The sequence below is a fragment of the Paragemmobacter kunshanensis genome (assembly GCF_011059185.1).
GTDB lineage: Bacteria > Pseudomonadota > Alphaproteobacteria > Rhodobacterales > Rhodobacteraceae > Paragemmobacter > Paragemmobacter kunshanensis.
The window spans coordinates 19,436-34,114 of record NZ_JAALFE010000017.1 but is presented as its reverse complement, the minus strand read 5'-3'; the positions used below and the strand labels follow the sequence as shown (position 1 = coordinate 34,114).

Below are 14,679 nucleotides of genomic sequence, written 5' to 3'. Positions count from 1 at the left end.
CGGGGGCCAAGGAAAGGTTGGACATGCCCCCTCCCCATACGGCCCTGATCTCGGACGATCTGACCGGCGCGCTCGATTCCGTCGTGCCTTTCGCGCGGGCAGGCTGGACGACACTTGTCGCCACCGATCCCGTCGCACTCGACCGGGCCCTTGCCGCCGGTCCGGATGTCCTTGCCGTCTCGCTCAACAGCCGCGAACTGACAAGCGACGAGGCCGCCTCCCGCGCCCGGCACGCGGCCCTGGCCCTGGCCGAAGTCCCGCGCCTGTTCAAGAAGATCGACAGCCGGATGAAGGGCCATGTTGCGGCCGAAACCCTGGCGATCGCCGCCGTGCGGCAACCGCCCCGGCTCGTCCTTTGTCCCGCGATCCCGGAACTGGGCCGTTATGTGGTGAAAGGACAGGTGGCCGGCCTTGGCGTGGACCGTCCGATCCCCGTCATCCCGCCGGTATCCCCCGGCCTTCGCGTGGATTGCCCGGATGCCTGCACCGATGCCGATCTCGACCGGATCGTCGCGGCGGGGCAGGGGGCGCTGCTTGCAGGCGCGCGCGGCCTTGCCTCGGCCCTGGCCCGGGCATCGGGCCGCCCGGACCGGCCCCCGCCGCCGCCCGTCCGCCTGCACCTGCCCATGACCTTCCTCATCGGCTCGCGCGATCTGGCGACGCTCGATCAGGTCGCACGCCTGCGCGCCGCCCATCCGGGCGCGCTCTGGGTCGCGGCACCGGATGGCCTCGCCGCCCCACACGGCCCCCTGCCGGACATCGCCATCCTCCAGGCCACGCCCGGCCCGGGCGCGGATGGGGCGACGGTGGCCGCCCGTCTTGCCGAAAGCCTTGCCGACGGCTTGCTGCAGGGGCGGCACAGCCTGCTTCTCACCGGCGGGGAAACCGCTGCCGCAGCCCTGCACCGCATGGGCGCCGGCGTGCTTCGCGTGATGGGCGAGGTGCTGCCCGGAATGCCCGTCAGCCTGCCGCTGGATTTTTCCCCTGCACCACTTATTGTCACGAAATCGGGCGGTTTCGGCGATCCGGATTGCCTCAACCTGATCCTTCGCTCAACCGCTGACCAGAAAGCAGAGCCATGAACCTCGCGGCCGGCATGAAGAACGCAAAACAGGCCACCACCGCGGATCGGCCAAAGTCGATGCTGCTTGCCGATGTCGTGCATGATCGCATCCGCCGGGCCATCCTGAACGGCGAATACGGCCCCGAGGAACGCCTCCCCGGCGAAAATGTCCTTGCCGAACAGCATCAGGTCTCGCGCCCCGTCGTCCGCGCCGCCCTCCTGCGCCTGCGCGAAGAGGGACTCATCACCTCGCGCCAGGGCGCTGGCAGTTTCGTCAGCGCCCCCGTCACACCCAGGCCCATCGCCTTCCAGCCGCTTGAAACCATCGCCGATCTGCAGCGCTGCTACGAATTCCGCCTGACCATCGAACCCGAGGCCGCCGCCCTTGCCGCCACACGGCGCGGCGATGCGCAACTGGCGGAAATCGGCACCTGCCTGCAGATCATGCGCGAGGCAACCGAACGCCGCAGCCACCGCGAGGATGCCGATTTCGATTTCCACCTCGCCATCACCGCGGCGGCGAACAACCAGTATTTCGAAACCTCGATGCGCGCCCTGCGCGAACACATCGCCATCGGGATGAAGTTTCACGGCCTGTCGCTGCAAACCGTGCGTGGCGGGCTGGATCATGTGCTGGACGAACATGCCGCCATCTTCGATGCCATCCGGCGCGGAGAGGCGGAAACCGCGCGCGATTGCATGCGCCGCCACATCACCGGATCGCGCGACCGGCTGTTCGAAGGCCGGCTGCTGGACCTTTCCTCCCGCGGCTGACGGCCCGCGCGCCGCCCCGGTCAGAAGGCGGCGCGATAGATCGTCAGCACCTCGTCCACCGTCATGTCGCGCGGGTTGTTGTCCATCAGGCGGCGGATGGCATGGGCCTCGGCCGCCCAGCCCGCCAGCTGATCCTCGGTCGCGCCCAGCCGCGACAGCCGCATCTCCACCCCGAACTGCGCGCACCACCGCGCCGCATCCTCGCGCAGCGCCGCCTCGCTGTCATGCCGCAGGCCCAGGGCCGCCGCGATCTCGGCGGTCTTGGCCCCCGCAACCGGCTGGTTGAAGGCCAGGACATGCGGAAAGATCACCGCATTCGCCAGGCCATGCGCCAGCTTCAACCGCGTGCCCAGCGGATAGGCCAGCGCATGCCCCGCCGCCGTATTCACCGGGCCAAGGCAGATGCCCCCGTAATAGGCCGCCAGCAGCAGCGCCGCGCGGGCCTCGGCATCCGCGCCGTCCCGCACCGCGCGCGGCAGATACCGCGCCACCAGCCCGAACCCCAGCCGCGCATAATTGTCGATCAGCGGATGCGCCTTGCGGTTGGTGAAGGCCTCCACGCAATGCGCCATGGCGTCGATCCCCGTCGCCGCCGTCACCGCAGGCGGCACCGACATCGTCAGGTCCGGGTCCAGCGCCACCATGTCGGGCATCAGATGGCGGCTCTCTACCGCCACCTTGTTCATCGTGGCCGCATCCGTCACCAGCGCGCGGATACCCGCCTCCGATCCCGTTCCCGCCGTCGTCGGCACCAGCGCCAGCGCGTTCTGCCGCCCTGCCACCCGGTTCGGCCCGATCACATCCGCCAGTTCCTGACCGCCGCGCAGCACCGTCACCAGCTTGGCCAGATCCATCACCGATCCGCCGCCAAAGCCGATCACCAGATCCGGCGCCGCGGCCCGCGCCGCCTCCAGCGCCTGGGCAAGGTTCGCGCTGTCCGGCTCCGGCTGCACCCCGTCAAACACCACCACCTGCCCCGGCAGGGCCAGCCGGTCGATCAGCGGCACCATCACCTTCTGGGTCAGGACAAGGATGCGTCCGAACCCCTCTGTCGCGGCCCAGACACCGACCTGCGCCGCGCTGCCCGCGCCATAGTCGAACTGGCGCGGCTGGAACAACCGCAAGGGTGAGGCATAGTCGTTCATGCCATGGCTCCGGGAAAAAGGGTGTCGATCTCGTCAAGCCTGGCGGCCAGGTCGGCCTGCCCTGCGGCATCCACTGCCACCAGCGGCGGGCGCGTGCGCGCCCAGCCTGCATCGCCATGACGGCGGCCGATCATGGCCTTGATCGCGGGAATCTGGACATAGGAATTGGACAGGTCGCGATAGGCGTTGATCCGGGCCTGCGCGGCGGCCACGTCGGCCTCCCGCGCCGGGTCCGTGGCATGGCGAAAGATGAAGGCCAGTTCCCGCGCCACAAGGTTCGATGTGGCAGTGATGCAGCCCGCCCCGCCCATCCGCATCAGCGGCAACAGCAGCGGATCCGCCCCCGCCAGCACGGCAAAGCCCGGAAAGCGCGCGATCATCGCCTCCATGTTCTCGATCTTCCCGGCGGAATCCTTGATGCCCACCACCGTTTCCGGAAAGGCCGTGCGCAGCCGGTCGATCAGGTCATGGCTGATGGGCAGGCCCGTCATCTGCGGGATGTGGTAAAGAACCACCCGCAGCCGCGAATCTCCCACCGCCTCGATCACCCGCGCATAGGCCGCATAAAGGCCCTCGTCGCTTGCGCCCTTGTAGTAGAAGGGCGGCAGCATCACGACCGTCGTCACCCCGCAAGACAGCGCATGCCGCGTCAACTCCACCGTCTCGGGCACATTCGCAAGCCCTGTTCCCGGCAACAGCCGATCCGCCGCGATCCCCGCCTTCAGCGCCGCCTCAAGGATCTCCCGCCGCTCGACCGAGGAAAAGGAATTCGCCTCGCCCGTCGTGCCCAAAAGCGCGATGCCGTCGCAGCCATCCTCCAGCAAGGCGCGGCAATGCGCGGCAAAGGCCACCAGATCGGGCGAAAGGTCGGGCCGCACCGGCGTTGCCGCCGCGCAATGCACACCGGAAAGGGAAACAGACATGGATCAGCGCCTCCTGCTGGCGGTCAGCCGCGCGGCATAGGCCAGCGCATGGTCAAGGTTGCCATTGTCCGCGATCCCGCGTCCGGCAATGTCAAAGGCGGTGCCGTGATCCACCGAACAACGGTCGATCGGCAGCCCGACCGACACATTCACCGCCGTGTCGAAGGCCACCAGCTTGATCGGGATATGCCCCTGATCGTGATACTGCGCGACAACCAGGTCGAAGGCCCCGGTATAGGCCCGGTGAAAGACCGTATCCGCCGATATCGGGCCTTCCACATTGATGCCCTCGGCCCGCGCCGCCGCAACGGCTGGCGTGATCTGATCGTCATCCTCGCTGCCGAACAACCCGCCCTCGCCGCAATGCGGGTTCACCCCCGCCACCGCGATATGCGGCGCCGCCATCCCCAGCCGCACCAGATGCCGATGCCCGGCGCGGATCGTCTCCAGCACCCGCTCGGTCGTGGCCCGCGCGATGGCATCGCGCAGCGACACATGGGTCGAATTGTGGATCACCGACAACCGCTCCGAGGCCAGCAGCATATGGCAGCGCGGCGTCCCGGTCAGATGCGCCAGCAGCCCGGTATGCCCGTCATGGTGATGCCCCGCCGCATTCAGCGCGGCCTTGTTGATGGGCGCGGTCACGATGCAGCCGATCCGCCCGGCCATCGCATCCTGCACGGCCAGTGCAATGAACCGATAGCAGGCTTCGCCGCAGCGCGGATCCAGCTTGCCAAAGGCGGGCCGCGCGCCGGGAATCTCCACATGCGCCACATCCAGCGCCGCCAGATCCAACCCCGTCGCCAGCACCGCCTCTGCCGCGGCAAGGCTGTCGCGGTTGCCATAGATGCGGATGCCCCGCCGCGCCTCGGGCGACATCGCCGCCAGCGACTTCACGATGATCTCCGGCCCCACGCCAGCCGGATCCCCCATGGTTATGCCAATCAGATCGGTCGTCATGCCGGGCTGTTCTCCCAATTCGTTTCAGTGGCTGAGGCAACGGCATGGCAGGCCACCGACTGGCCCTCTGCCACCTCGCGCAGGGCGGGGGCCTCGCTCCGGCAGCGGTCGCGCGCCAAGGGGCAGCGCGTATGGAACCGGCACCCCGATGGCGGCGACAGCGGCGAAGGCACCTCGCCCTGCAACCGCTGCCGGTTGCGCGCCGCGCGCGGATCGGTCGATGGCACCGCCGACAGCAGCGCCCGCGTATAGGGATGCAACGGCCGCGCAAACAGCGCCTCGGCCCGGGCCAGCTCGGCCATCCGGCCCAGATACATCACCCCCACCCGATCCGAGATATGGCGCACCACCGCCAGATCATGCGCGATGAACAGATAGGTCAGCCCGTATTTCTCCTGCAGGTCCAAGAGCAGGTTCAGGATCTGCGCCTGCACCGAAACATCCAGCGCCGAAATCGCCTCGTCGCAGACGATGAACCGCGGTCGGCAGGCCAGCGCCCGCGCAATCGCCACCCTCTGCCGCTGCCCCCCCGAAAGCTCGTGCGGATAGCGGTTGGCGAACCGCTCCGACAGCCCGACATCGGCCAGCAACTGCCGCAGCCTGTCGCGGATCTCGGCCTTCGGGGCCAGCCCGTGAAACAGGATCGGCTCGGCCAGCGCATCGCCGATGGTCATCCGTGGGTTCAGCGTCGAATAGGGATCCTGGAAAACGATCTGCAGATCGCGCCGGAAGGGGCGCATCCCGTCATCGTCCAGCTTGGCGATATCCGTGCCCGCATAGATCACCGATCCGCTGGTGGGCCGCTGGATGTTCAGCACGCAATAGCCCGTGGTCGATTTCCCGCAGCCCGATTCCCCCACAAGCGACAGCGTCTCGCCCTCGACGATATCCACGCTGAACCCGTCCAGCGCATGTACCGTGGCCGCCCTTTCGCCAAAGGCCCCCAGCCGCACGGGAAATTCCTTCCGCAGGTCGCGGATCGACAGCAATGTCGCGCTCATGCCCGCCCCCCTTCCCCCGCCGTCACGAAACAGGCGACGCGGTGGCGCGGGTCGCTGCCCGGCACGGCGGCCAGCTTCGGCACGGCGGCGTCACAGGCCGCTTCGGCCAGCGTGCAGCGCGGCGCAAAGGGGCATCCCGGCGGACGCCGCCCCGGCTCGGGCGGCGTGCCCCCGATCGAGGGCAGCCGCGTCATCGGCCTGTCCGTCAACGTCGGCAACGAGGCCAGCAACCCGCGCGTATAGGGATGCGTGGGCCGGTCAAAGATCACCTCCACCGGCGCATCCTCGACCACCGTCCCGGCGTAAAGCACCGCGATCCTGTCGGCCAACCCCGCGATCAGCGCCAGATCATGCGTGATCCACACCACCGACATTCCGAAACGATCCTTCAGGTCACGCACCAGATCCACGATCTGCGCCTGGATCGTCACATCCAGCGCCGTCGTCGGCTCATCCGCGATCAGAAGGCGCGGCGAACCGGCAAGGCCGATGGCGATCATCACCCGCTGCCGCATCCCACCGGAAAGCTCGTGCGGATAGGCCATCAGCCGATCCCGGGGCGAGGGGATGCCCACCAGTTCCAGCAGTTCCGCCGCCCGCTCCATCGCGGCGGGCTTGGCCATCCCGCTCTGATGGATCAGCGCCTCGGCGATCTGCTCGCCCACGCGCATCACCGGGTTCAGGCTTGTCATCGGGTCCTGGAAGATGAACCCGATCTGCGATCCCCGCAGCTTGCGCAGCGCCTCCTGCGGCAGGGCCAGCAGATCCTGCCCCGCAAACCGCGCGCTGCCCCCGGTCGCCCGGATGCGGTTGGGCAGCAGCCCCACCAGCGACAGCATGGTCAGGCTCTTGCCGCAGCCGGATTCCCCCACGATGCCAAGGGATTCCCCCTCCTCAACCGCAAGGTCGATGCCGTCCACCACCCGGGCCGGGCCCGTGTCCCGCTCGATGTCGATGGTCAGCCCGCGGATCTCCAGCAGCGCGCTCATTTCTGCCCCTTGGGATTAAGCGCGTCATTCAGCCCGTCGCCCAGAAAGTTGAAGGCGACGGTGACCACGGCCAGAACCGCGGCCGGCGCCAGAAGAAGATGCGGGTAATTCGTCCAGACGCGCAGCCCGTCGGAAATCATGTTCCCCCAGCTTGGCGTCGGCGGGTTCACCCCGATGCCAAGGAAGGAAAACGCGCTTTCCAGCACCATCGCCGTGCCCAGCCCCGCCGATACCGCCACGATCAGCGGCCCGGCGGCATTGGGCAGAACATAACGCGTCAGGATGATCCGGTTCGTCAGCCCCAGCGCCCGCGCCGCCGTGACATAGGGCCGATTGCGGATCGAAAGCACCTGCGCCCGCACCAGCCGCGCATAGGGCGGCCAGGAAATCAGCGCCATGGATCCGAAGACCAGCACGAAATCAATGATCGCCGAATTGCGGTAGATGGGGTTCAGCGTCTCCAGATAGCGCGCCTCCATCCACAGCGTGATGGGCTGCTTGAGCGAGGCATTGATCACCACCACCAGCAGAAGCTGCGGCACCGACATCGTCATGTCCGTCACCCACATCAGCCCCTTGTCGAAGGCCCCGCCATAGAACCCGGCAATCGCCCCCAGCACCACCCCGATCAGCAGGGCCACCGCCGTCACCAGCACCGCCACCAGAAAGGCCGTCCGCGCCCCATAGATCACCCGCGACAGCACATCCCGCCCCAGGTCATCCGTCCCGAAGGGATGGGCCATCGACGGCGGCAGGTTCCGCGCATCCAGGTTCTGGCTCAGGAAATCATAGGGCGTCAGCCATGGCCCGAAGGCCGCCACCAGCACCAGCAGCGCCAGGATGACAAGCCCCGCCACCGCCAGCCGGTTGCGCCGCAGGCGGCGCCATGCGTCCCGCCACAGGCTGCCGGGCCGGTCGTCGCCGGGCGTGATGATCGGTCCCGCGGTCATACCCGGCTCGCCTTCGGATCGGTCGCCCGCGGATCAAGCAGCGGATAAAGGATATCCACCAGCAGGTTCGACGCCATCACCAGGAATGACCCGATCAGCGTCACCGCCAGGATCACCGGATAATCCGAATTGATCAGCGCCTGCACCGTCAACCGGCCCAGCCCCGGCAGGCCAAAGACCAGTTCCACGAAGATCGCCCCGTTCACGATGGTGATCATGATCAGGCCAAGCTGCGTCACCACCGGCGTCAGCACCGGCCGCAGGATATGGCGCAGCGCGACAACACGCTCCGGCACGCCCTTGGCGCGGGCGGTGCGCACGAAATCCTCGGTCATCACGTCGATCACCGCCGCGCGCGTCTGCCGGATGATCAGCGCGATGGGCTGGAACGACAGCACGATCAGCGGCAGGATGATCTTCACCGAAAACAACCCGCCCCAGCCATAGGGCATCGCCCCTTTCGGCAGGATCGCCAGCAGCATCACCATCAACAGCGGCCCCGCCACATAGGCCGGTATCGCCCAAAGCGTGACCGCCGTCCCAAGGATCGTGTAATCCAGCCGGCTGTTCTGGTTCATGCCCGCGATCATCCCCAGCGGGATGGCGACCAGCGCCGTCACGATCATCGCCATCAGCCCCAGCAAAAGCGAAACCGGCGCCGCCGCCGAAATCATCGCCCAGACAGACCGGCCCGAAAACAGCGAATTCCCGAAATTCCCCTGCACCAGGTTCAGCAGGTAAGTCCCGAACTGCACCAGGAACGGCTCGTTTAGGCCCGCCTGTTCGCGGATCGCCTCGATCTTGACGGGGTCATAGGCCACATCCCCCGGCGCGCGCAGGAAGATCAGCTTGATGGGATCTCCCGCCCCGTAAAAGGCCAGCGCATAGACCCCCAGCATCACAAGCATGACCGAAGGCACCCACAGCAGCAGGCGGCGAAGGATATAGGCAATCATGGCGAAAGGTCCTGATCCAGATTGGAACGGGCAGGGATTGGCCCTGCCCGCCACGGTTCCATCAGGCCGTCAGGCGATGGCGATGTTCCAGGGGGCAACCACCTGCCAGTCCAGGTTCTTCTCCATCCCCGCGACATTGGCCGAAGCCCAGCGCGACATGGTCTGCTTGTACCACGGGATGAAGCAGAAATCGTCCCGGAACAGGCGCTGCGCCTCCTGCGCCAGCGCGACCCGCGCCGGATCGTCCGCCGCCTTGGTCAGCGCCTCGGTGATCAGCGCATCCACCTTGTCGTTCTTGTAGGACATCTTCCCCGTCGCATTGCCCGAGGTCGAGGCGATGGATCCCGCCAGATAGCTTGCCGCATCCGGTACCCGCGTGCCCACATCGTCGCGGAAGATCTGGATCGCGTTCTGGTCGGGGCCGGAATACTGGTCCTGCTGCGGCTTCATGTCGACCGCGGTGATCCCCAGATTCTGCCGCCACTGCTCGGCGATGTATTGCGCCGCCGCCTCGTTCGCGGGGCTGGAGATGCCCACGAACATCAGCTTCGGCAGCCGCTCCGGCCCGCCATAGCTCGATTCCGCCAGCAGGGCCTTGGCCCGCTCGGGATCGAACGGATAGGGCACGAAGGCCGGATCATCCGCGCCCGGCACGGCGTTCAGCACCATGTCCGTCTTCTGATGCGGCCCGTCCGGGAAGGATGCCTTGATCAGCCCCTCGCGATCCACGGCAAGGATCAGCGCCTCGCGCACCTTCGGGTCGTCCATCGGCGCGCGGGCGGTGTTGAACCAGAAATGCTGCGATGTCGGAATCTCCGCCCCGGCGGCGAATTCCGCCCCCAGATCCAGCACGATGGTCGATGTCACCAGTTCCGTATGCGCCTGATACTCGCCCGAGGCCAGCATCTGCGTCGCCGTCACATTGTCCTCCACCGCCGTCAACTCGATCCGCGCCAGCTTCGGCGCCGGGCCAAAGAAGTTGGGATTGGGCACCCAGACCAGCTCGCCCGTGTCCAGATTGGCGGACTCGAGCATGAACGGCCCCGAAGTCGCGCCATTGGCCGCCAGGAAGAAATCCGGAACCTCGTTGCCATCCGCGCCCCGCGCCACCGCCACCTTCACGATGGGGGCGATATGGTTCGCCAGCCGCTGGAAGAAGATCGGATCGGGCGAGGCAAGCGTCACCGTCAGCGTCCCGTCCTCATTCGCCACGATGCCCGAAATGTCGGTCGCCGATCCGTCCTTGACCGCCCCATAGCCCGCGACCCCGGCCAGAACCTGATCAATCCGCTGGTTCTGCGTGGCGGGCATGGCCGAAAGCTCCCACGAGCCCTTCACATCCGCCGCCGTGATCGCCGAGCCATCGGCGAATTTCGCATCCGGGTTCACCTTCAGCGTCCAGGTCAGGTAATCCGCCGAAGGCGTCCATTCCGTCAGGACATAGGGCTGGATCTCGCCCTTTTCGTTGAAATACATCGCGCTGGCATTCCACACCGAATTCCAGCGGAACGGCACGCCGCCCCCGCGCAGCGGCGACCAGTCTTGCGAAAAGGCGGGATTGATCGCCTTCAGAACCTGCCCCTCCTGCGCCATCACGATCCGCGCCCCCGGGCCAAAGGCCGCTGCGGCAACCACCGATCCAAGGCCCAGCTTCAATGCACCGCGACGCGTCAGCCCGGTGCGCTCTCCTGTCTTCACGTCCATGAATTCCTCCCAAGCGAAAAGCGGGCCGCCCGCGCCTTCATGGCTCTCCTCCGGTTCGGCCGTCTGCATCCGGAAATGGAACAGCTTCACCCTGTCATGTCAACTTGTTATTAATTCGGTGCCATCCTGCACGCAGAGGCGGTGGAAAATACAGGTATTAATCGGAATAAATGATTTAGAAACAATATTCTAGATGATCGTCCGCGCGAAGACCCCAAAACAATCTGTTTGACAACTTGTAATTTTGACTCCCTTCTCCTCAATGGATGCGGGCCGCCATGGCGGTGCCAACGGCAAATTCGGGGGGAAACAGGGAATGAAGGAAGCGATGCGTCCGGGTGAACTTTCGCCCGCCGAAACAGAGGCTTGCATGGACGGCGCGCTGCGCCCCCATGCGGCCCAGCCCGATCGCATCGAAGCGATGCTTCCCTCGCCCTGCGTGCAGAATCACGCGGCCAATCTGTGCTGGCTTCCCGATGGAACGCTGGCCTGCGTCTGGTTCGGCGGCACCATGGAAGGCATGGGCGACATCTCCGTCTGGATCTCGCGCCTGCGTCCGGGGGCCGATGCCTGGGACCCCGCCGAACGCCTGACGGACCGGGCCGACAGGTCAGAACAGAACCCCGTCCTCTTCGTGGCCCCGGGCGGCGATGTCTGGCTCTTCCATACCTCGCAGCCCGGTGGCCGGCAGGACGAATGCGAAATCCACTGCCGCCTGTCCCGGGATGGCGGGGCCAGTTTCGGCCCCTCGCGGCGGGTTGGCGATTTCAAGGGCATCTTCGTCCGCCAGCCGCCGCTGATCGGCCCGCAGGGCGAATGGCTGCTGCCCGGGTTCCGTTGCGTGACCCCGCCGCAGGGCCGCTGGACCGGCTCTCTCGACACCGCCGTCATGCTCGTCTCGCGTGACAACGGCGCCACCTGGTCCGCCGCCGAAGTGCCCGACAGCCTCGGCGCCGTTCACATGAACCCCGTCGCGCCCCGCAATGGCCTCATGCCCGCCTTCTACCGGGACCGCTTCTCCGCGCAGGTCCGCCGCAGCCTTTCGCGCGACGGCGGCCTTCACTGGACGCCCCCCGAACCGACCGATCTTCCCAATAACAACTCCTCGGTTCAGGCGATCCGCCTTGCCGATGGCCGCATCGCCCTTGTCGGCAACCCGGTCAATGCCCGCATGTCGGATCAACGCCGCGCCTCGCTCTATGATGAAATCGAAGACGAAGACACCGAAGTCACCGCCGCCGCCCCGGCCACCGGCGGCGCGATCTGGGGCGTCCCGCGCGCGCCGCTCGTCCTTGCCCTGTCAGCGGACGACGGCGCAACCTTTCCCCATATCCGCCCCCTGGAAGAGGGCAGCGGCTATTGCCTGACGAACAATTCCAAGGATGGGCTGAACAAGGAATATTCCTACCCCTCCATCCTCGCCGGTCCCGATGGCGCGCTGCATATCGCCTATACCTACCACCGCCGCGCGATCAAATATGTCCGCCTTGCCCCGGATGCCGCCCCGCCCGCGCCCGCAGGCTGATCCGCCCCTCGTGACCGCTCAGCGCGCCAGCGCGCACCAGGCATCATACTGGCTGATGAAGACCTGCCCCGTCAGCGTCTGCAGGAAGTGGCACCGCTTCAGCCGGTCCATCACCGGCCCCTTCACCTCTGACAGGTGCAGCCGCACGCCAAGGCCCCGCAGATGGGCGTTGATCGCCTCCAGCGTCTCCAGCGCGGTCATGTCGATCTCGTTCACGGCGGAACACATCAGCACCACATCCCGCACCTCTGGCGCCTCTGCCAGCCGTGCCATGATCATGTCCTCCAGGAACCGCGTATTGGCGAAATACAGGCTTTCGTCGATCCGCAAGGTCACCAGCGACGGGTGGGTCAGCACCTCGAACCGGTGGATATTGCGGAAATGCTGCGTCCCCGCGATCAGCCCCACCTCTGCCACATGCGGCCGCGACGTCCGCCACAGATGCAGCAGAACCGAAACCGCCACACCCACCGAAACCCCCGCCTCCACCCCGGCCCCCAGCGTGACAAGAACCGTGCCCGCCACCGCCGCGAAATCGGCGCGGCTATAATCCCATGTCCGCCGCAGAACCGACAGATCCACCAGCCCCAGCACCGCCACGATGATCGTCGCCGCCAGCGTGGCCTTGGGCAGAAAGAACAGCAGAGGCGTCAGCAGCAGCGCCGCCGCCGCCAGCCCCAGCGCGGTAAAGGCCCCCGCCGCAGGCGTCGCCGCCCCCGCATCGGCATTCACCACCGATCGCGCAAACCCCCCCGTCACCGGGAAGCCGCCCGTCACCGCCGCGCCCAGATTGGCCGCACCCAGCGCCACCAGTTCCTGATCCGGCACGATCCGCTGCCCCTGCCGCGCCGCCAGCGTCTGCGCGACCGAAACCGATTCCACAAAGCCGATCAGCGAAATCAGCAGCGCCGGCACCAGCATCGCCCGCCACAAATCCGCATCGAACACCGGCGTGGTAAAGGGCGGCAGGCTCTGCGGCACCGCCCCCACCACCGCCACCCCCCGCGCCTCAAGCCCCAGCCCCCAGACCAGCACCGTCGTCCCCGCCACCGCCAGCACCGGCCCCGCCTTGGTCAGCGCATCCGCGACCTGCGCCGGAACGCCCAGGCCCCGCAGCCAGCCCTTCATCCGCTTGCGCACCCAGACCAGAAACCCCACCGCCGCCGCCCCGATCATCGCGGTGATCCAATTCACCCCGCCGATCCCGCCCAGCAGCCCGCCCAGCAGCTCTGGCAGCGTATCCCCGCTGACCTTCACCCCCAGAAGCGGCCCCAACTGCCCCGCCGCGATCAGCAGCGCCGATGCCGTGATGAACCCCGAAATCACCGGATGGCTCAGGAAATTCGCGATGAATCCCAGCCGCAGCACGCCCATCGCCAAAAGCATCACCCCCGACATCGCCGCCAGCGTCAACGCCGCCGTGGCGTAATCCGCCGTGCCCGCCGCCGCCACCTCGCCCACCGCCGCCGCCGTCATCAGCGACACCACCGCCACCGGCCCCACCGCCAGAACGCGCGACGTGCCGAAGACGGCATAGATCAGGATGGGCAGGATGGATGCGTAAAGCCCCGCCTCCGGCGGCAACCCCGCCAACAGCGCATAGGCCAGCGATTGCGGGATCAGCATGATCGTCACGATCACCGCCGCCAGCAGGTCATTGCCAAGATCGGCCCGCGAATAGACGCGCGCCCATCCGAGGATGGGGAAAAACCGCCGCAGATCGGGCATCACATCACAGACCGTTCACCGGCACCTTCAGCATCGGCCGCCCGCTGGCATCGGTCGGAATCTCGCCCGCCCGCATGTTCACCTGCAGGGACGGGATGATCAGCTTCGGCATGGCCAGCGTCGCATCGCGCTCGGTCCGGAACTTGATGAAGCTTTCCCGCGTCGCGCCCGCACCCACATGGATGTTATGCGCCTTCTCCTCGCCGACCGTGGTCTCCCACTGGATGTCGCGGCCGTTGGGGCCATAATCGTGGCACATGAACAGCCGCATCTCGTCGGGCAGCGACAGCACCTTCTGGATGCTGTCATACAGAACCCCCGCATCGCCCCCCGGAAAATCCGCCCGCGCCGATCCGCCATCCGGCATGAACAGCGTATCCCCCACAAAGGCCGCATCCCCGATCACATGCGTCATGCAGGCGGGCGTATGCCCCGGCGTATGGATCACGAAGGCTTCCATCCCCCCGATGCGATAGCGATCCCCGTCCTGGAACAGCGCATCGAACTGGCTGCCATCGCGCTGGAACTCGGTCCCCTCGTTGAAGATCTTCCCGAACGTGTCCTGCACGATGGTGATGTTTGCGCCGATCCCGATCTTTCCGCCCAGCTTTTCCTGAATATAGGGCGCGGCTGACAGATGGTCGGCATGGACATGGGTCTCGATCAGCCATTCCAGAGTCCAGCCCTTGCCCTGGATATAGGCGATGATCTCGTCGGCATGGTCATAGGTGATCCGCCCGGCCGCGTAATCTATGTCCATCACGGAATCGATCACCGCGCAGGCCGTCGAACCCGGGTCGCGCACCACATGGCTGATCGTGTTCGTCGCCGGGTCGAAGAAACCCTTCACTTCGGGCGACAGGGACATGTCGACAGGATAGGTGGTCATGCGTGGCCTCGCTTTCTGGTCGTCTCCCCCGGGATATAGAGATACATTCAAATTTTGCAATGTGAAATCACG

Annotated in this window: 13 protein-coding genes; 3 read left to right on the top strand and 10 right to left on the bottom strand. The window is 66.8% G+C overall.

Features of this window, described 5'->3' with window-relative positions:
• Positions 1-23: 23 nt before the first annotated feature.
• Together G5V65_RS16055 and G5V65_RS16050 are read left to right on the top strand one after the other, a co-directional pair.
• A complete protein-coding gene (locus G5V65_RS16055; RefSeq protein WP_165052034.1) occupies positions 24-1,082 on the top strand; it encodes a four-carbon acid sugar kinase family protein in 1,059 nt (352 codons plus the stop codon).
• On the top strand, positions 1,079-1,837 hold the full coding sequence (locus G5V65_RS16050; RefSeq protein WP_241250606.1) for a FadR/GntR family transcriptional regulator: 759 nt from the start codon (positions 1,079-1,081) through the stop codon (positions 1,835-1,837). The genes G5V65_RS16055 and G5V65_RS16050 overlap by 4 nt, the downstream gene beginning before the upstream one ends.
• Positions 1,838-1,857: 20 nt before the next feature.
• On the opposite strand, the gene G5V65_RS16045 is transcribed toward G5V65_RS16050, so the two are convergent.
• The 8 genes from G5V65_RS16045 to G5V65_RS16010 form a co-directional block, all read right to left on the bottom strand.
• Entirely contained in the window at positions 1,858-2,982 is a 1,125-nt protein-coding gene (locus G5V65_RS16045; protein WP_165052033.1) for an iron-containing alcohol dehydrogenase, read from the bottom strand.
• Positions 2,979-3,905 carry a dihydrodipicolinate synthase family protein gene (locus G5V65_RS16040; RefSeq protein WP_165052031.1) on the bottom strand — a complete coding sequence of 309 codons (927 nt, stop codon included), beginning with the start codon at positions 3,903-3,905 and terminating at the stop codon, positions 2,979-2,981. The genes G5V65_RS16045 and G5V65_RS16040 overlap by 4 nt, the downstream gene beginning before the upstream one ends.
• Before the next feature lie 3 nt (positions 3,906-3,908).
• Positions 3,909-4,865: a 4-hydroxythreonine-4-phosphate dehydrogenase PdxA gene (pdxA, locus tag G5V65_RS16035; protein WP_165052030.1), complete on the bottom strand. Its 957-nt coding sequence runs from the start codon at positions 4,863-4,865 to the stop codon at positions 3,909-3,911.
• Positions 4,862-5,866, bottom strand: a complete 1,005-nt coding sequence (locus G5V65_RS16030; protein ID WP_165052029.1) for an ABC transporter ATP-binding protein — start codon at positions 5,864-5,866, stop codon at positions 4,862-4,864. Before G5V65_RS16030 ends, pdxA begins: the two co-directional genes overlap by 4 nt.
• Positions 5,863-6,855: an ABC transporter ATP-binding protein gene (locus G5V65_RS16025; protein ID WP_165052027.1), complete on the bottom strand. Its 993-nt coding sequence runs from the start codon at positions 6,853-6,855 to the stop codon at positions 5,863-5,865. The genes G5V65_RS16030 and G5V65_RS16025 overlap by 4 nt, the downstream gene beginning before the upstream one ends.
• The gene (locus G5V65_RS16020; RefSeq protein ID WP_165052024.1) at positions 6,852-7,805 is read right to left on the bottom strand and encodes an ABC transporter permease; all 954 of its coding nucleotides are present in this window, start codon (positions 7,803-7,805) and stop codon (positions 6,852-6,854) included. Before G5V65_RS16020 ends, G5V65_RS16025 begins: the two co-directional genes overlap by 4 nt.
• The gene (locus G5V65_RS16015) at positions 7,802-8,761 is read right to left on the bottom strand and encodes an ABC transporter permease (RefSeq protein WP_165052022.1); all 960 of its coding nucleotides are present in this window, start codon (positions 8,759-8,761) and stop codon (positions 7,802-7,804) included. The genes G5V65_RS16020 and G5V65_RS16015 overlap by 4 nt, the downstream gene beginning before the upstream one ends.
• A 69-nt stretch (positions 8,762-8,830) precedes the next feature.
• Positions 8,831-10,555 carry an ABC transporter substrate-binding protein gene (locus tag G5V65_RS16010; protein ID WP_206526832.1) on the bottom strand — a complete coding sequence of 575 codons (1,725 nt, stop codon included), beginning with the start codon at positions 10,553-10,555 and terminating at the stop codon, positions 8,831-8,833.
• A 226-nt stretch (positions 10,556-10,781) separates the two neighbouring features.
• Between G5V65_RS16010 and G5V65_RS16005 the strand changes: the two genes are divergently transcribed.
• Positions 10,782-11,990, top strand: a complete 1,209-nt coding sequence (locus tag G5V65_RS16005) for a sialidase family protein (RefSeq protein ID WP_206526831.1) — start codon at positions 10,782-10,784, stop codon at positions 11,988-11,990.
• Between the two features lie 18 nt (positions 11,991-12,008).
• Here the strand turns inward: G5V65_RS16005 and G5V65_RS16000 are convergent, their stop codons facing one another.
• Both G5V65_RS16000 and G5V65_RS15995 read right to left on the bottom strand, forming a co-directional pair.
• Positions 12,009-13,718 carry a SulP family inorganic anion transporter gene (locus G5V65_RS16000; RefSeq protein ID WP_206526830.1) on the bottom strand — a complete coding sequence of 570 codons (1,710 nt, stop codon included), beginning with the start codon at positions 13,716-13,718 and terminating at the stop codon, positions 12,009-12,011.
• 4 nt (positions 13,719-13,722) lie between these two features.
• Complete coding sequence (locus G5V65_RS15995; protein WP_165052018.1) at positions 13,723-14,607, bottom strand: MBL fold metallo-hydrolase; 885 nt, start codon at positions 14,605-14,607, stop codon at positions 13,723-13,725.
• Positions 14,608-14,679 lie beyond the last annotated feature (72 nt).